The sequence below is a fragment of the Rhodococcus sp. 114MFTsu3.1 genome, assembly GCF_000383555.1.
GTDB classification, from domain to species: domain Bacteria; phylum Actinomycetota; class Actinomycetes; order Mycobacteriales; family Mycobacteriaceae; genus Rhodococcoides; species Rhodococcoides fascians_E.
The window spans coordinates 234,731-256,962 of the sequence record NZ_KB911547.1 but is presented as its reverse complement, the minus strand read 5'-3'; the positions used below and the strand labels follow the sequence as shown (position 1 = coordinate 256,962).

21 protein-coding genes are annotated in these 22,232 nt (G+C 65.6%); 11 read left to right on the top strand and 10 right to left on the bottom strand.

Going from position 1 to position 22,232, the window contains the following annotated elements; translation table 11 throughout:
* Positions 1-43 precede the first annotated feature (43 nt).
* Positions 44-2,071 carry a glycogen debranching protein GlgX gene (gene glgX / locus H292_RS0109455; protein ID WP_020111224.1) on the bottom strand — a complete coding sequence of 676 codons (2,028 nt, stop codon included), beginning with the start codon at positions 2,069-2,071 and terminating at the stop codon, positions 44-46.
* Positions 2,072-2,144: 73 nt separating this feature from the next.
* On the opposite strand from glgX, the gene H292_RS0109450 reads away from it, so the two are divergent.
* Complete coding sequence (locus H292_RS0109450) at positions 2,145-2,339, top strand: hypothetical protein (protein WP_019663450.1); 195 nt, start codon at positions 2,145-2,147, stop codon at positions 2,337-2,339.
* Positions 2,340-2,345: 6 nt separating this feature from the next.
* Here H292_RS0109450 and H292_RS0109445 read toward each other — a convergent pair whose 3' ends face one another.
* The 4 genes from H292_RS0109445 to H292_RS0109430 are packed head-to-tail and all read right to left on the bottom strand — an operon-like array spanning position 2,346 to position 6,371.
* The gene (locus H292_RS0109445) at positions 2,346-3,188 is read right to left on the bottom strand and encodes a glycosyltransferase family 2 protein (protein ID WP_020111223.1); all 843 of its coding nucleotides are present in this window, start codon (positions 3,186-3,188) and stop codon (positions 2,346-2,348) included.
* Positions 3,185-4,189 carry a glycosyltransferase gene (locus H292_RS0109440; RefSeq protein ID WP_020111222.1) on the bottom strand — a complete coding sequence of 335 codons (1,005 nt, stop codon included), beginning with the start codon at positions 4,187-4,189 and terminating at the stop codon, positions 3,185-3,187. The genes H292_RS0109445 and H292_RS0109440 overlap by 4 nt, the downstream gene beginning before the upstream one ends.
* Positions 4,186-5,265, bottom strand: coding sequence for a glycosyltransferase (locus H292_RS0109435; RefSeq protein ID WP_020111221.1), 1,080 nt, complete (start codon positions 5,263-5,265; stop codon positions 4,186-4,188). Before H292_RS0109435 ends, H292_RS0109440 begins: the two co-directional genes overlap by 4 nt.
* Positions 5,262-6,371 carry a glycosyltransferase gene (locus tag H292_RS0109430; RefSeq protein WP_020111220.1) on the bottom strand — a complete coding sequence of 370 codons (1,110 nt, stop codon included), beginning with the start codon at positions 6,369-6,371 and terminating at the stop codon, positions 5,262-5,264. Before H292_RS0109430 ends, H292_RS0109435 begins: the two co-directional genes overlap by 4 nt.
* Positions 6,372-6,479: 108 nt before the next feature.
* Here H292_RS0109430 and H292_RS0109425 point away from each other — a divergent pair, with 108 nt between their 5' ends.
* Genes H292_RS0109425 through H292_RS0109415 form a run of 3 tightly spaced genes read left to right on the top strand, consistent with a single transcriptional unit; the run spans position 6,480 to position 9,780 of the window.
* On the top strand, positions 6,480-7,415 hold the full coding sequence (locus tag H292_RS0109425) for a WcbI family polysaccharide biosynthesis putative acetyltransferase (protein WP_020111219.1): 936 nt from the start codon (positions 6,480-6,482) through the stop codon (positions 7,413-7,415).
* Positions 7,412-8,431, top strand: a complete 1,020-nt coding sequence (locus tag H292_RS0109420) for a hypothetical protein (protein WP_027498707.1) — start codon at positions 7,412-7,414, stop codon at positions 8,429-8,431. The genes H292_RS0109425 and H292_RS0109420 overlap by 4 nt, the downstream gene beginning before the upstream one ends.
* Positions 8,428-9,780 (top strand): glycosyltransferase, encoded by a 1,353-nt coding sequence (locus H292_RS0109415; RefSeq protein ID WP_020111217.1) that lies wholly within the window; start codon positions 8,428-8,430, stop codon positions 9,778-9,780. Before H292_RS0109420 ends, H292_RS0109415 begins: the two co-directional genes overlap by 4 nt.
* A 61-nt stretch (positions 9,781-9,841) precedes the next feature.
* On the opposite strand, the gene H292_RS0109410 is transcribed toward H292_RS0109415, so the two are convergent.
* Both H292_RS0109410 and H292_RS0109405 read right to left on the bottom strand, forming a co-directional pair.
* The gene (locus H292_RS0109410) at positions 9,842-10,834 is read right to left on the bottom strand and encodes a sugar phosphate isomerase/epimerase family protein (RefSeq protein WP_020111216.1); all 993 of its coding nucleotides are present in this window, start codon (positions 10,832-10,834) and stop codon (positions 9,842-9,844) included.
* Positions 10,835-10,863: 29 nt separating this feature from the next.
* Positions 10,864-12,039, bottom strand: coding sequence for a Gfo/Idh/MocA family protein (locus H292_RS0109405; protein WP_019663459.1), 1,176 nt, complete (start codon positions 12,037-12,039; stop codon positions 10,864-10,866).
* A 154-nt stretch (positions 12,040-12,193) separates the two neighbouring features.
* On the opposite strand from H292_RS0109405, the gene H292_RS0109400 reads away from it, so the two are divergent.
* From H292_RS0109400 to H292_RS0109380, 5 genes are all read left to right on the top strand, one after another.
* Positions 12,194-13,195, top strand: a complete 1,002-nt coding sequence (locus H292_RS0109400) for a LacI family DNA-binding transcriptional regulator (protein ID WP_020111215.1) — start codon at positions 12,194-12,196, stop codon at positions 13,193-13,195.
* A 4-nt stretch (positions 13,196-13,199) separates the two neighbouring features.
* Complete coding sequence (locus H292_RS0109395) at positions 13,200-14,114, top strand: LysR family transcriptional regulator (protein ID WP_020111214.1); 915 nt, start codon at positions 13,200-13,202, stop codon at positions 14,112-14,114.
* A gap of 29 nt (positions 14,115-14,143) precedes the next feature.
* Positions 14,144-16,468 (top strand): FdhF/YdeP family oxidoreductase, encoded by a 2,325-nt coding sequence (locus H292_RS0109390; protein ID WP_037188164.1) that lies wholly within the window; start codon positions 14,144-14,146, stop codon positions 16,466-16,468.
* Between the two features lie 9 nt (positions 16,469-16,477).
* Positions 16,478-17,110: a TetR/AcrR family transcriptional regulator gene (locus tag H292_RS0109385; protein WP_020111212.1), complete on the top strand. Its 633-nt coding sequence runs from the start codon at positions 16,478-16,480 to the stop codon at positions 17,108-17,110.
* A 123-nt stretch (positions 17,111-17,233) separates the two neighbouring features.
* The gene (locus H292_RS0109380; protein WP_170947556.1) at positions 17,234-18,595 is read left to right on the top strand and encodes a lipase family protein; all 1,362 of its coding nucleotides are present in this window, start codon (positions 17,234-17,236) and stop codon (positions 18,593-18,595) included.
* A 22-nt stretch (positions 18,596-18,617) separates the two neighbouring features.
* Here H292_RS0109380 and H292_RS0109375 read toward each other — a convergent pair whose 3' ends face one another.
* Both H292_RS0109375 and H292_RS0109370 read right to left on the bottom strand, forming a co-directional pair.
* The gene (locus H292_RS0109375; RefSeq protein ID WP_230593808.1) at positions 18,618-19,583 is read right to left on the bottom strand and encodes a DICT sensory domain-containing protein; all 966 of its coding nucleotides are present in this window, start codon (positions 19,581-19,583) and stop codon (positions 18,618-18,620) included.
* 34 nt (positions 19,584-19,617) lie between these two features.
* A complete protein-coding gene (locus H292_RS0109370) occupies positions 19,618-19,947 on the bottom strand; it encodes an STAS domain-containing protein (protein WP_019663466.1) in 330 nt (109 codons plus the stop codon).
* A 257-nt stretch (positions 19,948-20,204) separates the two neighbouring features.
* On the opposite strand from H292_RS0109370, the gene H292_RS0109365 reads away from it, so the two are divergent.
* Both H292_RS0109365 and H292_RS0109360 read left to right on the top strand, forming a co-directional pair.
* Positions 20,205-20,789, top strand: a complete 585-nt coding sequence (locus H292_RS0109365; RefSeq protein ID WP_020111210.1) for a DinB family protein — start codon at positions 20,205-20,207, stop codon at positions 20,787-20,789.
* 21 nt (positions 20,790-20,810) lie between these two features.
* Positions 20,811-21,563, top strand: a complete 753-nt coding sequence (locus tag H292_RS0109360) for an SIR2 family NAD-dependent protein deacylase (RefSeq protein ID WP_020111209.1) — start codon at positions 20,811-20,813, stop codon at positions 21,561-21,563.
* A 10-nt stretch (positions 21,564-21,573) separates the two neighbouring features.
* Here H292_RS0109360 and H292_RS0109355 read toward each other — a convergent pair whose 3' ends face one another.
* Positions 21,574-22,158 (bottom strand): hypothetical protein, encoded by a 585-nt coding sequence (locus tag H292_RS0109355; RefSeq protein WP_019663469.1) that lies wholly within the window; start codon positions 22,156-22,158, stop codon positions 21,574-21,576.
* Positions 22,159-22,232: the final 74 nt, after the last annotated feature.

The window sequence follows — 22,232 nt, the reverse complement described above, 5'->3', positions numbered from 1 at the left end:
CTGTGCGCGGAAATGTAGGCCAGGGCCTACATTTCCGCGCACGTCAGCGGGCGAGCAGCGTGAACGAATGATCCGCGATCAGGATCGATGGTCCCGACTCCTCGTACGCCTGCTGCGGGTCGCTCGACAGGACCTGGCGCCAACTGCCGGACGGTAGGCCGAACTCCACCGTCTCGCTCGACGCATTCACCGCCCACCCGAACACTTCGTCGTCTTCGGCCGACGCGAGAACCACCAGCATCGACAGCGCCGACCCGTCGGACCAGTCCTCGTCCGTGAGCTTCTCGCCGTCGGCGCGGTAGAAATCGACGTAGGTGTCCGCATCGGACTCGCTGTCGTGGCGGAACCACCTCGGACGCAACGCTGCGTGCGATTTTCTCAGCTCGATCAGCTCACGAGTGAAGGCCTGCAGATCGGTGTCCGCAGAGTCCCAGTCGAACCACGACAGTTCGTTGTCCTGGCAGTACGCGTTGTTGTTGCCCTGCTGGGTTCGTCCGATCTCGTCGCCGCCGAGAATCATCGGTACACCGGCGGACAGAAGCAGTGTCGCCAGATGGTTGCGTTGCTGCCGGGCACGGAGAGCCAACACGCCCTCGTCGTCGGTCGGGCCTTCGGCGCCGCAGCCCCACGACCGGTTGTCCGATTCACCGTCTTGGTTGTCCTCGCCGTTGGCGTCGTTGTGCTTGTCGTCGTACGCATTCAGGTCGGCGAGAGTGAACCCGTCGTGCGCGGTGACGAAATTGACGCTGGCGAGCGTCGGGCGCCGCGTGCTCTCGTACACGTCGGGGCTGCCGGTGATGCGCTGCGCGAACGCCCCGAGACTGCCTGGCTCCGAACGCCAGAAGTCACGAACGTCGTCACGGAACTTCCCGTTCCACTCCGACCATCGCGCCGGAAAGCCGCCGACCTGGTAGCCCTGCGTGTCCCAGGGTTCGGCGATCAGCTTGACCGACGCCAGCGTCGGGTCCTGATGAACCAGATCGAGGAAGGCGCTGTGCTTGTCCAGATCGGAATCCTGGCGAGTCAACGTACTCGCGAGGTCGAAGCGGAATCCGTCGACATGCATCTCGGTCACCCAGTAGCGCAACGAGTCCATGATCAGGGCCAGCGCGGCAGGATGGCCGACGTTCAGACTGTTGCCCGTGCCGGTCGTGTCGAAGTACGAGCCGCGATCTTCCTCGACCAGACGATAGTAGGAACGGTTGTCGATCCCCTTGAGCGACAACGTAGGACCGAGGTGATTGCCCTCGGCGGTGTGGTTGTACACGACGTCGAGAATCACTTCGATTCCCGCGGCGTGCAGCGCCTTGACCATGGACTTGAACTCGTTGACCTGGCCGCCGGTGTCACCCGCATGGCTGTACTCGTTGTGCGGAGCGAGGAAGCCGATGGAGTTGTACCCCCAATAGTTGCGCCGCCCTTCTTCCAGGAGGTGCGAGTCCTGGACGAATTGATGAATCGGGAGCAATTCGACGGCGGTGACCCCGAGATCGACGAGCGCTTGGACCGCAGCCGGGTGGGCAAGACCCGCATAGGTACCGCGAATGTCCTCGTCGACGCCCGGATGGCGCGCGGTGAAACCCTTGACGTGCACTTCGTAGACGACACTTTCGGACAGAGGGATCCGCGGAGGTGCATCGTCACCCCAGTCGAAGTCGTCGCCTACGACGATCGAATGAATCATCGACGACGCCGAGTCCTCGTCGTTTCGCGTCTCGGGCTCGTCGTGCAGGTGCGAGAACACCGACTCGTTCCAGTCCACACTGCCCGCAATGGCTCGGGCATACGGGTCCACCAGCAGCTTGTGCACGTTGTGACGAAGACCGTCCGCGGGACTCCACGGCCCGTCCACCCGCAATCCGTACCGCGACCCGACCGTCAGGCCGTCGACGACACCGTGGAACACGTGCCCGGTCCGCGTGTCGAGAGTGGTCGAGGAAAGTTCGGCGCCGGATGCGTCGACCACGACGACAGCGATGGAATCCGCGGTCTCCGAGTAGACCGCGACATCGGCCGTGCCGTCGGGTAGCAGGGTCACGCCGAGGGGATGAGGGGAGCTGACTTCGGTCATTGCAGCCCAGTACCCCGGCAAGGATCGAGCAAACCGAGTTTTGAATCGACGGCCCGAGGGGTACGACACACTCATGGCTGATTACAGAGTGCTCGATCCGACAGGCGACGTCGTCGCGACCAAGAACATCGAGAGCGCCGATGACGCGTACAACTGGTTCATCGAGGAGAAGGCGGACAACAGCGAACTCGGGTGGCGTCTCGAAGTCGACCATGACGGCGACTGGGCCTTCGTGGACGATTCCGAAGGCACCTCGCCCGGTAACTGACGACGCTCAGAGGGGTTCGCCGAGGCGCTGAATGCGTCCGGCCGCGGTGCGGGCAACGAGCCCGCGCCGCTCGAACTCCGCCAACCATCCTTCCATCGGCCACCTGTTCCACCGATGGTGGAACAGGCGAGCGTTGCGCACGATGTCGTCGACGTGCTCGACCGGAGGCGAGGACACCGCATGATGCTGGTGATAGGCGTGGGCGCCGCCCACCCACCGTAGACCGATTCCCGACGCTCGGGCCGTGGCTGCGAGGTCGGTGTCCTCACCGCCGTAACCCGTGTAGCCCTCGAAGAATCCGCCCAGCCGTGCCCACGTCGGAGCGGTGACCGCGAACGACAGTGACCAGAACAAGTCGTAGTTCGATCCCGATTCGACGGCTCCGACGGCCGGATTCGGCCGCGCACCATGGGGATTCGTGTGCGCGATCAACTCTTCCTCCGACCACCGCTCCGGGTGTGGGGGTAGATAGGTGACCGGTCCGCAGAGCAGGGACATGGTGTTCGCGGAGTCCGTGCAGGCGCGCTCGTAGGTCGCCGCCATCTCCGGGCCCGGTATGCAGTCGACATCCAGGAACAGCAGGATGTCCGCGCCCTGTGTAACTGCCACCTGTGCTCCGAGATTGCGCGCGTGAGCCAGAGGTAGGCGCCCGTCGACCGTATCGATGTACCGCACTGTCGCGGTGCCGGTGTCGGCCACGACGTCGGCCACAACGTCGACGATCCGGTGATCGCCCATCGCGATCACGACGTGACGGTCCGGAGGCCGCGTCGACCGTGCCAACCCGCGGATCTGCTCGCGGAGGTGTTCGTGACGGCCCGAGACGACCGTCACCACAGTCAGATTCATCGGACGACCGCTCCGGCGTCGAGCACACGGGCGGCACGGCCGGCCGCCCCGCGCTGCTCCACGCGATCCCACCCCGACGCGCCGAGCTCGGTCGCGCGGTTCAGCAGCGCTGTCCAGCCGTCCGGATCAGGCCATGCATCGGTCACGACCGCCACGGATGCCGAACCGAGGGCACGCGCGCTGGCGATCTGCTCGTCGAACGGCCGATCCTGTGGAATGACGATTGCCGGCGACCCCGCGGCCGCGACGTCGGCCAACGCGTTCTGCCCGGCGTGGGTCACCACGACCGTGGCCGAACACAGCAGTGGCCAGACGTCCGCTCTCCACGACGAGGCATCGATTCCTGCTGCGATCCAGCGAAATTCGGGGTTGGCCGCACCGGCGAGCTCGATATCGGACGCGACGAGCGTCGTACCACCCGCACCGCCGAGAACGACCACGGAGGCGTCGTCGCCGACCGTCTCCCGGGCGCGGCCGTCGAACCTGCTGATCGCACCGACGTACGTGGTCTTGTCCGCATACGGCCGAAGCCACTGCGGGTCGTAGACCGATCGCGACCACGGCGCGACGATCGCCGACGCTGCTCGGTACGCGAGGGTGTGGGGAGTGTCCGTCCGCTCGCCTGGCATGGCCATGACGACGACGTCCACCCCGAGCAAGCGGACCAGCAGGGTCACTTCCACCGACACGTCGACGACGACGAGCCGTGGGCGCACGCGGGCCACCCACTCGGCGATCAGCGCCATGCGATCGGTCAGGCCGCGCACGCCCGTCGGGGCCCAGTGGAGGATTCCTCCGGCAGTCTCGTCGGCCGGGTACTCGGGGTCGCCGGTGTCGCTGGGTTGTGGGGTGTCGAGCGGGAGCTGCAACCATTCGATGTCGCTGTGCGGGAACGGTTGTCGCGAGGACAGCACTGTGACGTGCTCGTCGGTCGCCGCAGCGATGGAGGTCGCACGTGTCATGTGGCCGGTGCCGTGATGGTGTGCGTAGTAGCCGATCACAGCGCGGCGCCGGACATCATGGTGTCGTACAGGCTCAGGTACTGATCTACCATGCGGCGCTCGGAGCATGCCGACTCGGCGCGTGCCCGAGCGTCGTGCCGCGACAGGGTGCGGGCTTCGATCATCGCCCGTGCGAGATCCTCGACCGAGTCCGGACGAGCCAGTCGTCCTGACGTCGGATCCAGAATCTCGGGAATACCACCGCGATCGAACGCAGCGACGGGAGTTCCGCACGCAAGCGCTTCGGCCACGACCAGACCGTAGGGCTCCTCCCAGACCGGCGTCGCCAATGCGACAGCGGAGGAGCCGACGAGCGTCGCGAGTTCACGTTGACGCAGGTGGCCCGCGTACGTGACGTCTCCACCGAGTCTGGGCGCCACTTCCGCCTCGAAGTACGCCGTGTTCGACGCCGGGCCCGCGAGGGTGAGCGAGAATCCGGCTGCGCGTGCGGCGTCGATGGCCAGATGAGGCCCCTTCTCGGGTACCAATCGGCCCGACCACACTGCGCCGGCGCCTCCCGGACCTTCCGGCCATCGCTCCAGCGAGATCCCGTTCGCCACGACGTTGACGGGGCCGGTGACAGGGAACCATTGGCGCGCAGCGTGTTCGCTGACGGCTGCGAATTCGACGCCGGTGCTTCCGGACAGTGCCACCGCAGATTCGAGCCACGCGAACGGGGGAGTGTGCAGGGTGGTGAGCATAGGAGTGCGCACCGTGCGCGACATCGCGATGGGCAGGTAATGCAGGCTGTGATTGTGGATCACGTCGAACGCGTCGGACAGCTCGCCGGCCAGTTGCATCATCACCGACAGGTACGCGTGGTGCTCGCTGACGGCACGTGCGGGAGTGGTGATGTCGGCCTTGGAGATGTCGGACAGCTCCAACCGCGCAACGCTCAGAAGATCGTCCGCGACATCGAGGGTCGAGCCTTCCGCCGCGAACAGGGTCACCGAGTGTCCGCGCTCGGTCAATGCACGAGACAGCTGACCGATGTGCGCTTCCATTCCACCCGCGTACGGCTCGGCGATCGGAAAGTTCGACGAGCCGAGCAGTGCTACGCGCAGGCTGTCGGTCATCGTCGTGTCCCGGTGGTCACAGGGCGCTCGGACAGTGCACGGCGATAGATGCGTGCATGCGTGCGTGCGGCCTCCTCCCGGTCGACTTCCCGGCTCGTACGCAGGAATTCGCCGGTGTCGGACTGTGAGGTTCGCCGCGCCACGACGTCGTCGTACGTGGAGTGCAGCGCATCGGCCAGCCCGATGTCGTCGAAACGGTCGAGGCCGAAACCGAAGACGCGGCAGGGGGTTTGCTCCGCGAAGTAGCCACAATCGGGAACCACGACCGCAGTCCCCATGTCGACACACGCCTCCAACCATCCCGAATGCGTGCCGAATCGGTACGGCAGAACCGACACGTCGATCTCGGTCAGGTACGTCCACAGTTCTTCGTCGTCGAACCGAGGGTGAACTCGAACGTCGACGCCCTCGTGTGTCCCGAAGGCGGCGATCGCGGCAGCGTCCTCCGGGTGCGAGTCGAATGCCTGGTCGTCGATGTCGATTCGGACTGTTGCACCCGGCAATTGGGCAGCTGTGTCGACGATAGTCCCCAGGACGGCCAACGGATCGAGGTTGGTGCGCAGGCTCTTCGCGTGCACTCCGATCACGAACGACTCGGTGTGCGGTCGACGTCGACCGATCAGCTCCATCGGGGCGACGTGCGGATGCGGCACGACGGTTGCGCGACGTCCCCAACGGGATTCGATTTCCCGCGCAGCGCCCGGCGTGAGGGTGATCACCTCGTCGGCCGCTTCGATCAGCATGTCGAGGTGAGCCTCGTGGAGAGAGTTGTCCACGAAATGTGGGTTGTGGAGGTCGTGCACCGTGTAGACCAGAGGCTTGCCCGCCGATCGCACCGTGCGTATCACCTCGCCGAGCTGCTCGGGTGGCAACGAATCGAAACCGAAATGCACGTGCAGCACGTCGAACGACGACAGATGACGCTTCGTCCACTCCGGTTCGAGCCAACGCGGCGGCCACCAACGACCGGTTCCCTCGGCGCCCGGCGGGACCGGGTCGGGAAGTCGACGGACTCCGTCGGAACCCAGATGCGCGACATAGGTGTGGCCGGTGGGTACGGAAGCCACGGTGATCGACGCTGGATCGATCGGGGTGGGGTTGATCAAATGAGGGTTCCTTCGCGACAGAACGGTTATACGGGACGTGTGATGAGCCCGGACCCGACTGCTCGAGAGGGAGTGTCTCCTGCGACAACCGAATACTACAGGGAGCCCGTGACGTCGAACGATCCCGACGAGGGGCGTCGCATTCACTACGGAGATTTCTACGGAGTCTCCGACACGACGGGCGACGAACGGCCGCTATTGGTCGTGTGGGGGAACTGCCAGGCCGAGGCCCTGCGGATCGTGGTCTCGAGCGCGGCGGACCTTCCTTACCGTACGGTGCGGGTTCCTCCGGTCCACGAGCTCACCGAGAGCGACCTACCGCACGTTCGTGACCTGATGGCGCGCTGTGCGGTGCTGCTGGCCCAACCCGTGCGTTCCGGCTACCGCGGGTTGCCGATCGGGACGGACGACGTGGACGCACTCCGATCGACTCGAGCGGAGAAGATCGTGTGGCCGGTCCTGCGATACAGCGGGTTGTATCCGTTCCAGGTTATCGTGCGGCACCCCAGCGCCCCGTCCGCGACGCCCGCAGGCGTTCCCTACCACGACCTCAGGACGGTGATCGCCGCCCGCGACGGTGACTCGGCCGGGTGGGACGTCCCGCTGAGTGCTCGTCAGGTGACAGACGTCGCAGCGTGGAGCATCGCGGAACTCGCCCGGCGCGAACGCGCCCAGTGCGACGTCGGTGTGTCCGATCTTCTGCTTCCAGCGGGCGCCGGCGCCGCGAACACCGTCAACCACCCGGGAAACTCGGTGTTGACGGCGCTCGGATCCCGCATTCTCGACGCGCTGGGTTGTGGCCCGCCCGCCGAGCCCGATCGAGAATTGCTGGGCAACATCGTCTCTCCGCTCGACGAGCGCGTCGTACGAGCTCTCGACCTGCAGGCTCGGCCCAGGCCGTCATGGCTCGTCGACGGATCGTCCGTGTCCCAGGACGAGATCCGGCGGGTTCAGTTGCAGTGGTATCGAGACAATCCGCCGTTCGTCGACGCGGCAATTCAGCGCTACGCCGATCTCCTCGACATTCTGGACATGGCTGCATGATGCCCCAGATCGGCCATGTCCTGGTAGGGCCACCGGCACACGGCGTCGTCGAGTACGGCGCGTCCGTTGCACGAGAGTTGGGGGAACCGACGCACCGGGCAGTGCGCCTGGACGGACCGGAGTCCGAACTCCCTGCCTGGATCGGGGAGTGCTCACTCGTACACCTGCATGTCACCGACCGACTCTTCGGCGACCGTGTATCAGCAGCGCCCAACTACGCGGCACTGTGCGCCAGGCTGCCCGCGCGGCACTCGGTGACCGTGCACGACGTGCCACAACCGTCCGACGGATCGGGGTTCGAGACGCGAGTTCGGTTCTACCGGACAGTGATCGACCAGGCGGCCGGGGTGATCGTGTCGAGCGACCACGAGGCATCGCTGCTCCGAGAGTTCACCGACGCGTCCGTCGATCCACAGGTGATTCCGCTGATGATGCCGAGGCCGAGAGCGGAGCCTGCAGGGCCTGAAGGGATGGAGGGCGGATCGTCGGGTGCGCGTGTTGCCGTGCTGGGTTTCCTGTATCCGGGGAAGGGGCACATCGAGACGCTCCGGGCGATGGCCGACTTACCGCGGTCCGTGGGTTTCGTCGCGTTGGGGACTGCGTCGCCAGGGCACGAGGATCTGATCGATCAGTTGCGGTGCACGGCAGCCGAAGCCGGAAGGCCCTGCGAAATCACCGGATTCCTCCCGGAACTCGATATGTATCGACGCTTGGCGGCTGCGACCGTTCCTGTCGCCTTCCATCGGCACCTGTCGGCGTCGGGGTCGATCAACACGTGGATTGCAGCGAGACGCCGCCCGCTCGTCCCTCGCAACGCGTACACCGAGGAACTGGACAAGCGATCGCCCGGTGTGGTTCGTGTGCACGGAGACGACGAGGATTCGTTGCGGGACGCGATCGCCGAGGCGGTTCGCCATCCGTCGTCGACCTGGATCGAACCGCACGTGGTGCCGCGGCCCACTCCGAACGATGTGGCCCGGGAGTACGACTCGATTCTGACGGGCTGGCGCGGATGACGCGGGCTCTCGAGATCCAGGGTCGGTACGTCGTGCCGGACAATCGCTGGGATCTGACGCCGGACATGGTGGAGTTGCCGAGCGTCACCGTCGTGGTCCCGTATTACGATCAGCCGCACCAATTGTCGCTCGTACTCGAAGCCCTGGCTCAGCAGCGCTACCCGTCCGACAGGATGCAGGTGGTCATCGCCGACGACGGTTCACCGACGCCGCCTGTCGTCGACGACTGGCGCGACAGGCTGGCGGTGACGGTGGTGCGCCAGGAGGACAAGGGGTTTCGGGCCGCCGCGGCCCGCAACCTCGGTGCGCGTGCGGGGACGGGCGAGGTTCTGTGTTTTCTCGACGCCGACACCGTCCCGACGCCCGGGTACCTCGAGACCGCTGTGGCTCTGCCTGCAGTGGCTCCGGACACGGTCGTCGTCGGGCGGCGAGGACACGCCGATCTGAGTGATGTGAGCGTATCGGAACTGTCGGACTGGCTTCGTACTCCACGGGAACTCGGCGAACCCGATTGGTTGTCCGGCGCTTACGGCCGGACGGACAACCTTCTCCGACCGGGTTGGGACGGATACAAATTCGTCATCAGTGCAGTGTTGACCTGCAGCCGTGAACTGTTCGAGGAGATCGGAGGCTTCGACGAGACCTTCGTCCAGTACGGCGGCGAGGACTGGGAATTCGCCAATCGTGCGTTCATGGCGGGAGCAGTGTTCGCCCACGAACCCGACGCAGTTGCGTGGCACGACGGGCCGGACTGGGCGGGGCGAGACGTCACGGACCGTACCGACGAGAAGAACACCGAGGCCGTGGCTCTCGCACCGCTGATCACCGATCCCAGCGCCCGACGACATGGACTGGCCTATCGGATCCCGGACGCTGCGGTGATCCTCGACGTGGCGGAGGCATCACCGGCATCGGTGATGGTCACTGTCGCCGGCATCGTGCGTGGCGTCGACTGCGCGGTGTGGCTGACGGGAGAAGGTGCTCCCGCAGTGTACGACGCGTTGGCACTGGATGATTCACGTGTGCGCGTCGGGACCCCCGACCGATCTGTGGGGCTTCGCTGCCGATTCGTCGTGCACGTTCGAGGCCCGGTGCAGTTCTCGTCGGCGACGTGGGGTGCCCTGACCGGATGCATCGGACCCGGACTGGCAGGCAGGGTGACCGTCGACTGCGACGGTGCCTCGGTCTCGGCGACGGCGTCCAGGGCACTGAACCGTGCACGGCGTTGGGCCGCGCGGACCGGCGAGTCCGAATCGGAGCTGCTGAACGCGTTGTTCACGACCGAGCGTCGGAGCGCCGAGGAGGTCGGCATCTCACTGATCGACGGCGAACCGTGGCTGGCCTGGTGACCACGAACGCTGGACACCACCGAGGTGATGTCCAGCGCCGGCGGGTAATGCGGTGAGAAAGCTACAGGTTCGCTTTGGCTTTGTTGAGGGTGTCGACGGCGATCTGTAGCCCTTCGAGGGGGCCGTAGGCGGTGTCCTCGTGTTCGATGTTCACGGCGATGTCGGGGTCCACGGAGTGCAGGGCGCGCAGGAACCGGGTCCAGAAGTCGACGTCGTGTCCGTTGCCGACGGCGACGAAGTCCCACGCGGAGTCCTGCGGCCAGACATTGACGAAGTGCTTGCCGCCGAGGCTGGTGCGTGGTCCGTCCTGCGGTGCGCGGGTGAATCGGTCGTCGAGGACTCCGTAGATCTCGCAGTCGGGGTTGATTCGGGTGTCCTTGGCTGCGGCGTGGAAGACCAGGGGGCCGAGCCATTCGATGGCTTTGACCGGGTCGATGCCCTGCCAGAACAGGTGCGAGGGGTCCATTTCGGCGCCGACGTTGCTCAGGCCGCCTTTGTCGACGAGGCGCTTGAGCGTCGGTGGGTTGAACACCAGGTTCTGCGGGTGCATCTCGATGGCGACCTTGACTGAGTGCTCACGGGCGAGCGCGTCGATCTCTTTCCAGAACGGCACCGCGACCTGATCCCACTGGTAATCGGAGGAGTCGAGGTATCCCGAATCCCAGGTGTTGACATGCCATGCCGGCCACGTCCCACCCTCGTGGGCTGCGGGCAGACCGGACATCGTCACCACCCGGTCGATGCCGAGCAGACCGGCGACACGGATGGACTTGCGCAGGTCCTCGGCGTCCTCGGGGCCGACCTCCGGGTCGGGGTGCAGTGGGTTGCCGTTGCAGTTCAGGCCGGCGATCGAGACGCCCGTGCCCTCGAACACCGCGAGGTAGTCCGCTGGGCTGATGGTGCCGGCGAGCAGGTCGTCGACCGGAATGTGCACCGGTGGCAGGAATCCACCGGAGTTGATCTCGATGCCTTCGAGACCGAGTGAGGCCACCGTCGCGATGGCGTCGGGCAGGGACTTGTCGTGCAGGATCGCGTTGTAGACGCCGAGTTTCATCGTGAGCTTCCTTGCAAGTAGAGGGTGGGTCAGATCTTGACTGCGGTGCCGTTCGCGGCAGCGGATTCGGCGATGGCGGCGACGATCTGCATGCCGCGCAGTCCGTGCGCGAAGTCCGGGAGCGGGGGCAGGCCGGTCAGTCCGGCGACCTGGTCGAGGAATGCCCGTGCCTGGTAGGCGAAGAATTCGGCTTTGCCGTGCCCGACGCCGCCGGCGTCCATCGGCAGCCCGCCCTGGATGTAGGGGTGCTGGGGTCCGATGATGACCTGACGGCGGCCGTTGACCGTCTCGTCGATGTCGGTGGTGGAGATGTGGAACTCCGCGGCTCGCTCGAGCGCCCACGACGCCGACCCGCGCGTGCCGAACACATCGAAGGACAGTCCGTCGGGATTGGCGTGCGAGACCCGCGAGGCGGAGAAGGTTCCGACGAATCCGCCGGCGAACTGCGCGGTGAAGGTGGCGATATCCTCGTTCTCCACCGGCGCCGTCTCCCCGGTGGTTTCGGCTTTGGTGTGACCGTAGGTGACCCCGACCGGGACGGGGCGTTCGGTGACGACGGTGGAGAACTGCGCCCCGCGGACCTCGACGATCGGTCCGGCGACGTACTCGGCGAGATCGATCAGATGACTGCCGACATCGGCGAGTGCACCGGTTCCCTGCCCACCGCGGTACCGCCAGGTGATCGGCCCGCTCGGATCGAGGGAGTAATCGGCGCGGTAGCGGCCGTCGAAGTGCACGATCTCACCGAGGCGACCGGCGGCGAGCTCGTCGGCGATGGCCTGCACGGCCGGGGACCGGCGGTAGGTGTAGCCCACCGAGGCGATACCGCTCGATGCGGCGGCCGCGGCGACCATCGACTCCGCATCGGCCAGCGACCCTGCCAGCGGCTTCTCGCACAGCACGTTCTTGCCTGCAGCGAGCAGACCCTCGACGATCTCACGGTGCAGGTGATTGGCGACGACGACGGACACGACATCGATGTCCTGTGCCTCGGCGATCGCCTGCCAGCTGTACTCGGCGCGCTCGTAGCCGTACCGCTTGGCGGTATCGTCCGCGACACCCTTGTTGGTGTCCGCGATGGCCACCAAACGTACATCCGGGCGGTCGGTGCCGAACAGCGTCGACGCCATCCGGTACCCGGCGGCATGGGCGCGTCCGGCCATACCGCCACCGATGACGGCTACACCGAGCGAGTTCTCTGTCATGAACGTGCTGCTTTCTTTCGGAGTGTCGCGGGATTAGTTCGGTCTATTTGACCGGTCTAGTAGGGATACTATGGGTCACCGATCGCGCGGATGTCAAGGACGGCGTTGCCGCAGTTCGACACGCTCTCACGGGCGGGAACGGAGACGAGAAGACATGAACGCCGGAAGATCGGTGACCATGCAGGACATCGCCGACAAGGTAGGGGTGTCCAAGGCCCTGGTGTCCATGATCTTTCGTGGAGTTCCGGGTCCCAGCGCGGAGACGAAGGCCCGGGTCCTCGCCGTTGCGGAGGAGATGGACTACCGACCGAATCGAACCGCAGCTCTGCTGTCCCTCCGGCGCACACACCTCATCGGCGTCATGACCGACATCAGGAATGCGTTCCACGCGGAGATGGTCGAGCACATGGTGGCCGAGGCGGACAAGGTCGGGTACGAGGTGGTGCTCGGTGCCGTCACGCCGACGCATGCCGAAGCCGCCGTCATGGAGACACTCCTCGACTTCCGCTGTGAGGCAGTGGTTCTGCTCGGGCCCGCCGCGTCGGATGTCGACCTCAGAGCGTGGGCAGGGCGGGTGCCGATCGTCGCGGTGGGTCGACGAATCAGCGGAGTCGACGCCGTGCGGGCGGGGGACTCGCGGGGAATGAGCGACGTCGTCGATCACCTGGTGTCGCTGGGGCACAACAGAATTGCGCATTTCAGTGGGTACGGGTCGATCGGCAAGGACCGCCAGGCCGGCTACCGCCGCGCGATGCACCGTCACGGGCTGGACGAACACATGGCCGTTGTCGAGGGCGACTTCACCGAGAACTACGCGCCCGCCGCCGTCGACGCGTTCCTCGACGGAGACATCGAGCCTCCCACCGCGATCGTCGCTGCCAACGACCGCAGTGCAGTCGGCCTGCTCGACGCGCTGCAGAGACGAGGAGTCTCCGTTCCCGGCGACATCTCGGTGACCGGGTACGACGACAGCACGCTGGCGAGAATGGCCCACATCGACCTGACCACCGTCAGTCAGGAACCCAAGGAGCAGGCGCGCCGCGCGATCAGCGCAGCAACCTCACGCCTCGACGACGACCGCACCGAGGTGTCGTCGAGCGTTCTCCGGCCGCGCCTGGTGGTCCGAGGGACGACCGGTCCCGCCGAACGGGGGTGACGGCGTGCTCTTCCGGCAACTCGAATACCTCGTGGCGCTGTCGCGTGAACGTCACTTCACACGCGCGGCTCAGGCATGCCACGTCTCGCAACCGGCGCTGTCCGAAGCGATCCGGAAGCTCGAAGTCGAGCTCGACCTTCCGCTGATCGTCCGGGGCCACAAGTTCGAGGGACTCACCCCCGAGGGTGAACAGATCGTCCGGTGGGCGCGCCGTATCGTCGCCGACCAGAAGTCCCTTCAGGAGGAAGCGGCAACTCTGCGGTCCGGCGTCACCGGCGCGGTACGTCTGGGCGTGGTGCCCACGGCGTCGGCGACAGTGGCCGACCTGACCGGACCACTGTGTCTGCACCATCCGTTGGTGACCGTCTCACTGTCGGAGGATCTCCCGTCCGACGAGATCACCGGCCGCATCGACCGTTTCGAGCTCGACGGGGGTATCACCTACCTGGACGACGATGTCCACGAACGGTACCGGACCTTTCCCCTCTACCGCGAGTACTACGACCTGTTGACCGCGGCCGACTTCGGTCCGTTTCGGGAGGACGGTGTCACCTGGCGCGACGCCGCACAGTTTCCGATGTGCACGCTGCCGTCGATGATGCGTGGACGCAGAATCCTCGACGAGTTCTTCGCCTACGACGGTGCCGCCAGTACGCCGCAGATCGAGACCGACTCCATCGCCTCGCTGTACGCGCACGTGAAGACCGGGCAGTGGGCGTCCGTCGTTCCGCGCGTGTGGCGTCAGGTGTTCGGAGAACCACCGGGGCTTCGGTGTACCCCGTTGACGAGCGCGCTGGACGCGCCGGTCATCGGACTGGTGACGGCCAGGGACAGTCAGGGATCCAGCTTGATCCGGGCGTTGGAGAACACCGCTCGCGGGCTCGACCGGGCTTCATCGGCGTCGCCTATCGCTCGGTAGGAGCCACGTCTTGGACGTGTGCGGTCGCGATGGTGCACCGTCGTAGAGTGTCAGCCCACGAGTACGAGTACGACGAGAAGTCCATCGTCGTCACCGAAGCCAAGTCCTACGCAGCGGGCGTTCCGGCCGTGCTCGTGTCCCTGCAGCGAGGCGTCGAGCAGATGGGCCCCGGCCGCACCGCGTATTCGCTGGCAAAACTCAATCAGCGCAAGGGTTTCGATTGCCCGGGGTGCGCATGGCCGGAGACTCCCGGACACCGCAAGCACGCCGAGTTCTGCGAGAACGGCGCGAAAGCGGTCGCCGAAGAAGCGACCAGGAGAACGGTCGGACCGGACTTCTTCGCGACGCACTCGATCGACGACCTGCTCGGGCGGACCGAGTACTGGCTCGGCCAGCAAGGTCGCATCACGCACCCGATGGTGCTGCGGCCGGGAGCGACCCACTACGAGGAGATCGACTGGGACAGCGCCGAGCGCATGATCGCCGACGAGCTCAGGCAACTCGCCACCCCGGAACAGGCGATCTTCTACACCTCCGGACGCACGTCGAACGAGGCTGCCTTCCTGTACCAGCTACTGATCAGGTCCTTCGGTACCAACAACATGCCGGACTGCTCCAACATGTGCCACGAATCCTCGGGGAGTGCGCTCAGCGCGTCGATCGGAATCGGCAAAGGCTCGGTGTCGGTTCCGGACATCGAGAACGCCGACCTCATCCTCATCGCAGGCCAGAATCCCGGCACGAACCATCCCCGCATGCTGTCCACCCTGGAGAAGGCAAAAAGCAACGGAGCGAAGGTCATCGCGATCAATCCGTTGGTCGAGGCCGGGCTGAGGCGGTTCAAGGATCCGCAGAAGGTCGGCGGTGTGGTCGGGGACGGCGTCGCCATCGCCGACGAGTACCTGCAGATCCGGCTGGGCGGGGACATGGCGCTGTTTCAGGGCCTGGGAAAGATGCTCGTCGACGCAGACGACGAGGCGCCGGGCACCGTGATCGACCGGGCCTTCGTCGAGACCTACACGGCGGGATTCGACGACTGGATCGACCATATCCGCGGTGTGGACATGGACGTCGTGCTGGAGGCCACCGGGCTGTCGATGCGCGAGATCCGCGACACCGCGGAGGCTCTCGTCCACTCGGAGAAGACGATCGTCTGCTGGGCGATGGGGCTGACGCAACAGACCCACGGCGTCGCGACCATCGAGGAAGCAGTGAACCTGCTGTTGCTGCGGGGGATGATCGGAAAGCCAGGGGCCGGTGTCTGCCCCGTGCGTGGACATTCGAACGTCCAGGGTGATCGCACCATGGGCATCTGGGAAAAGATGCCCGAGTCGTTTCTCGCGGCACTCGACGACGAGTTCGGCATCCACTCTCCCCGCGACCATGGACTCGACGCCGTCGACTCGATCCGAGCGATGCGCGACGGCCGCGGCACCTTCTTCATGGGCATGGGCGGCAACTTCGTCTCGGCGACACCGGACACCGCCGTCACCGAAGCGGCGCTCCGCAACTGCTCCCTGACCGTTCAGGTCTCGACCAAGCTGAACCGCAGCCATCTGGTCCACGGACGAAGCGCTCTGATCCTGCCGTCGCTCGGACGGACCGACCGCGACGTGCAGGCGTCGGGCAAGCAGTTCGTGACCGTCGAGGACTCGATGTCGATGGTGCATGCCTCGCGCGGTGGCCTTCGGCCGTCGAGCGCATTCATGCGATCCGAGGTGTCCATTGTGTGCGGAATCGCCGAAAAGCTGTTCGGGCCGGGGCATTCGGTGCCGTGGGGGAGCTTCCGTGACGACTACGACAGGATTCGGGACTCCATTTCCCGGGTCGTCCCCGGGTTCGAGGACTTCAATCGCAAGGTCCGGCAGAAGGAAGGGTTCGGGCTTCCGCACCCTCCCCGCGACAGTCGTACCTTCCACACCTCCACCGGCAAGGCCAACTTCGCGGTCAACGAGTTGACGTGGTTGCCGGTCCCCGAGGGGCGGCTGATGCTGCAGACCATGCGGAGCCACGACCAGTACAACACCACCATCTACGGCCTCGACGATCGCTATCGCGGCGTGAAAGGTGGCAGAAGGGTGGTGTTCGTCCATCCCGACGACATCGCGTCGATGGGATTCGTCGACGGGGAGGTGGTGGACCTCGTCTCCGAGTGGCCACTTCCCGACGGCACCGTCGCCGAGCGTCGTGCCGACCGGTTCAGAATCGTCGCCTACTCCACGCCTCGCGGAAACGCGGCAGCGTACTACCCGGAGACCAACCCGTTGATTCCTCTCGACCACGTCGCGCGCAAATCCAACACTCCGGTGTCCAAGGCCGTCGTCGTCCGGTTGGAACGCCGCCGTCACGGCTAAACTCGTCCGGTGAGCACCGCGGACGGCGACAATCGAACCTATGGCGGCATCGCCGTCGAGGATCGTCGTTCCCGGAGACGGTCGCAGTTTCTCGCCGCCGCGCTCGACGTGTTCTCCGAGAAGGGATACACAGCCAGTTCCGTTGCGGACCTGTGTCGTTCGGCCGGGTTGGCGCGCAGGCAGTTCTACGACGAGTTCGCGAGCCGAGAGGACGCGCTCATCGCGCTGTACGACTCGATCCAGGCGGACGCCAAGGCAGCAACGACGCAGGCGGTCGCGCGGTGTACGACCTCCGACACGCACGAGCTTGCTACGGCGGCGATGGGGGCGTACGTCGAGTCGATCGGCAAAGATCCACGCAGGGCCCGTATCTCGTTCGTGGACAGTGTCGGCGTCAGTCGTCGCATGGACGAGCATCGGTTGGCCGAGCGCGCGGTGTGGCGCGAGTTCTTCGCGCTGACCGTCCGGTCGGCGGTGGGTGAGGATTACGTGCCGCCGGGCGGTTACGAGATGGCGTCGACGGCGTTCATCGGGGCCCTCATCGCGCTCGTGCAGCAATGGAGCACGGCGGATCCGCGACCCGATGTCGAGGACCTCACTAACATCATGGTCGGGTTCCTCGACTCGCTGCTCCTGCACTAGGGCAAGAGCCGAGCCTGCGAGCGGCCACGGGATCAGGTGGTTGTAATCCACGTCACTTCTGATCTAGTCTCCACGGAGTCGAAGTTAGACAAATACATCTAACTTGTTTTTCGGGGAGGCTGAATGTCCGTTCGAAGAGTGGTTCTCGGTGTGGTTGCGGCTGCGAGCGTCGCCGTCGCGGTGACCGCCACCGCGCCGCCAGTGGTAGCGCAGCCGGCGTTCCCGGCGATTCCGGAGTTCGACACGGGGTTCTACTCGCCGGAGCAGTCGATCGTCTCCGCTGCCGATCCCGGCCAGATCATTGCGTCTCGGCCGGTGAACGTGGCCAACCTCGGTGTCCTCCCGGTCAACGTCGACGCCTGGCAACTGTCGTACCGGTCCAACGACAGTCGCGACGAAGCGATCCCGGCGGTGGCCACCGTGCTCAAGCCCCGTGGATACGTTCCGGGCAGGCCACTGCTGTCCTTCCAGATCGCCGAGGACTCACTGGGTGCCTACTGTGCGTCGTCGTACGTGCTGCAGCAAGGCTCCATTCCCTGGCCGCTGACCGGAGCGATCACCGGGGGAGCGCAGTTCCTCGAGATCCAGGCCGCCCTGGCCCAGGGCTGGGCCGTCGTGGTGCCCGACCACCAAGGGCCGAACTCGGCCTTCGCGGCAGGCCCACTCGCCGGGCGGATCACACTCGACGGAATCCGTGCCGCCGAGAACTTCGACCCGCTCGGGCTGGACGGACGCGCGACGAAGGTCGGAATGATGGGGTACTCCGGCGGATCCATCGCGACAGGTCATGCCGCCGAGCTGCACGAAAGCTACGCCCCCGACCTGAACATCGTCGGGGCCGCCGAAGGCGGAATCGTGGCCGATGTGGGTGCGCTCGTCGACAACTCGAACAATGCGCTCGGTGCAGGAATCGTGGCATCCGGCATCATCGGAGTCTCCCGTGAGGATCCCGAGCTCGCGCAGTTCATCGACCAGAAGCTCAACCCCTTGGGCAAAGCGATGTTCGGCGCGAAGCAGAACCTGTGCATCGGATGGAACTCGGCCATCGCACCGTTCGTGAACCTCAAAGGGCTGTTCGACACTCCCGGCGATCCGCTTCGCGAGCCGGTAGCGCAGAGCGCGCTCGCCAAGCTGCAGATGGGCAAGTCCGTCCCTCGATTCCCCATGTACATGTACCAATCCAACCCGGACTGGCTGGTACCCGTCGGGCCGGTGAACACGCTCGTCGACACGTACTGCGCCGACCCGAACGCGAGCGTCACCTACACGCGTGACCACTTCAGCGAACACCTCACCCTCGAAGTGGTTGCTGCGCCGAGTGCGTTGCTGTGGCTCCGCGACCGGTTTGCCGGAGTGCCGGCCGAGCCGGGCTGCCGCACCACCGACGTCGGCTCGATGGCTCTGGACTCACGGACCTGGCCGGTGTGGCAGGACGTCGTCGGCGATCTGGTTGCCGGCCTCTTCGGTCAACCGATCGGATCCTGACCGGTCGGCCGAACCACGAGAGTCAGCGGGGCTCGGACCGTGACAACACGGTCCGAGCGCACCGCACGACCGTCGCCCGGTCGTGCGTGATGGCGTACTCGAACTCGCGGTCCGGATCGTCCTCGCCTCGGTGCAGGTCCCGGGCCGACAGTACGCAGCAGAAGAACTGCCCGAGCACCACGACATTCCATTCGTCGACCAGGTCGTCCGAGGCGTCGAGAGACGACCCGACGATGCCGGGCACTGCCAGCTCTCCGAGGCCGATGCCGTAGACGCCGGTGTACGCGGTCCGGCCCGCGAGGGTGCGCCATCTGCGCCTCGTGCGCGCAGTGAAGTGCCGGGAATGCTGAAATGTCCCCAGCACCAGGGTGTCCGGACCTGCGTCGGAAGCCTGTGCCTCGATGTGCATGCTCATCTGCACGAGCAGTTTCTTCGTGCTGACCGTCGTCGTCTGGTCGGTCGACGCGATGACGAACGCGGACGTGTGATCGCTGGACGGGGTGTTCCACGTAGGTGGTGTCACCGCGTCCGGGCGCACGTCGCCACCGTCGGCACGGAAGAGATCGCCCAGGCCGAACGTGGCTCCGAGCGCCAGTGCTCTGTCCCGGTCTCGATCGGAATCCACGCCCCGTGCCACCACGACAGCACCGGTGCGCTCGGCCTGGGCAGCCAGGACGTGCAGTGCTCTGGCCGCGGCGACGTCGGTCGCGCTACCGGTCATCTCGGGCGCGAGGATGATGACATCCGGCTCGATCAGCGGAAGCAGGGCAAGTGACTCCGGTCCCGTGCCGACACCGTCGAGCGCGACCGGCCGCGCTTGCGCACGCGCCGATTCGACGGTGCTGAGAACCGATGCCGGATTGCGCGAGAACGCGACGTGGTCGATCACGACTGCGTCGGCGAGAACCCCCGTCGAGCGAGAGGTGGTGTGCCCCGGGTCGAGCTCGACCGGGATCACGTCACCAGGAGCGAACCGAGGGGAGCTCACCGTGTACCTGCTGTTCTCGTGTGGGGCGAAAGGATCACGCGTGTGATGCGCTCGCGAGGAGACGAAGATGAGACGGCCATCCGAGCACGTCCAGCGTTCGCCCGACCGCGAGGGGGCAGGAGGTGATCGTCAGCGTCCGGCCCCCAGCCGTGTCGACCGACGCGAGCACGTCGACTCCTGCGCTGCTGAAGAACGTGACACCGGACATGTCCAGCTCGACGTGTGGATTCTGCTCGAGGGCCTCGCTCAGACGACGAGCGAAGGACGGTGCAGTGATCAGATCGATGTCACCGGACACGACCAGTGTCGATGCCGACGCCGAGCTCTGTACCTCGGTCTCCTGGTCGAGCAGAACGTGCGTCATCTGTTCCTCCCGAGTCGATAGTTGTTCGCTGCAATCATCGTGACGGAACAAGGTATCCGTAGGGATGCACGAACAATAACGAATTCATAACAAACATAACGGCAGAGTAACGAGTCGCCTCGAATCGCCTTGTGATGTACTGTCTCCCAAAGAAATTCGACGGAGTCCGTAGTGTCCGTTTCGGGTCTCCGGGTCTCGAAACGGTAATGAAACGCGACGAGCTGCACGTGTCGGACGGGTCTGCGAGGCTGTGAAGCATGACGGAATCGGCCAAGGAAGATCTGCAGAGGTACCTGCAGGCAGGACGCACTGCACTCCTCTGGAAACTGGACGGCTTGTCCGAGTACGACATGCGTCGTCCGATGACACCCACCGGCACCAACCTGCTCGGTCTGATCAAGCATCTCACCGCCGTCGAACTCGGATACTTCGGCTGGACGTTCGACCGGCCCTTCCACGGAGCGGTGCCGTGGGCAGAGGAGGACGAGGACCCGCACGCAGACCTGTGGGCCAAGGCCGACGAATCCACGGAGTACATCGTCGGGCTGTACCGACAGATCTGGGAACACTCGGACCGCACCATCGCCGAGCTTCCGCTCGACGCCACCGGCGTGGTCCCGCATTGGCCTCGTGAACGGGCCACCGTCACCTTGCATCGCATCGTCGTACACGTCATCGCGGACATGGACCGACATGCAGGGCACGCCGACATCCTTCGAGAGCTGATCGACGGATCGGTCGGCCTCACGCTCGGCAACGAGAACATGCCGTCGGACGAAACTGCGTTCTGGGCCGATCACCGCGCACGCGTCGAGGAGCACGCACGTCGGTTCCAGCCCTGATCTCGTGCGAGACTGGCTCGCGTGAACGCGGAGCTTCCCGGTGCAGTGATCGACCTCGCGCGCACGGCAACCCGTGTCGCTGTTCTGACGGGCGCAGGAATGTCGGCGGAGTCGGGAATCGCGACGTTCCGTGACGCCCACACCGGCCTGTGGTCGCAGTTCGATCCCGCCGATCTCGCCAGCCCCGAGGGCTGGGCGCGTGACAGCGACCTCGTGTGGGGGTGGTACCGCTGGCGGGCCGAACTGGTCCGGCGGTCCGCGCCCAATGCGGGGCACCTGGCCCTGGCGGAGTGGCAACAACGCACACATCTCGACATTGCCACGCAGAACGTGGACGACCTGCACGAGCGAGCGGGCTCGCACGTGATCGCTCACGTGCACGGAAGTCTGTTCGATCCCCGGTGCTCGGAGTGCGGAGTGCACTCGCAGCCGGAGGCGGACGTGGTCGACGAGGAGATCGAACGCGTCGTTCCTCCCGAGTGCCCGTTCTGCGGCGGGCCGATGAGGCCGGGGGCGGTCTGGTTCGGAGAACCGCTCCCTCAGGATCAGTGGACGGCAGCGGTCTCCGCGGTGGAACACGCGGACCTCGTGCTCGTCGTCGGCACGTCCGGTGTCGTGTTTCCGTTCGCCGGCCTGCCAGCGATGGCTCGCAGCACGGGTGCCGTCGTCGTCGAGATCAATCCGGTGGAAACCGAGATTTCCGACATGGCCGACCACCGCCTACGCACGACGGCGGCACTCGGCCTGCCTGCGTTGGTCGCGGCGCTCGACTGAGCTGGTGGGCTCACTCGAATTCGAGCCGCATCGATCGCGCTGCGAAGTGCAGTAGAAGTACGAAGCCGCCGATGGAGACCACCACGGGAGACCAGACGACAAAGGACATCAAGACCGCCACGTCCTTGTAGGCGACGACGTACACGGCGATGAAGGTGGTGGCGGCAACGCACAACAGAATGTGCGCGGCGAGCATCCACTTCTCGAAGAAGAATCCGACGAACATCCCGATCTCGATGAAGAACGCTGTCTTTCCGAGGGTGATCTCCGGCGGAAAGTCGGCAACGATCGTCGCGGAGAAGATGGCGATGTTGGCAATCGTGACGAACGCGAATGCCTGGTTCAGCGTTGGCCACGGGCCGAACAGCCAGAACAGCCCCATCGCATAGGCCGTCATCATCGATATCCACTGGACTGCGGAGGGGATGGGTGTCGTTGCGCCGTAGCCGAACACCATTTCCAGCGTGACCACAACTGCCATGGCAAGTGTCGCGAACGCGATCACGACCTTGACGATGCCCTTGACGGCGAGTGATTCCATCGCGTCGACGGCCCACTCGTAGTGCACCTCGGACGATGTCAGCGCACTGGTCATCGTGTTCCACCCCTCCGATCGATACCGCGAGTCGATTGAAACACATACTTTGGGACCGCAGAGTGGATATCGCC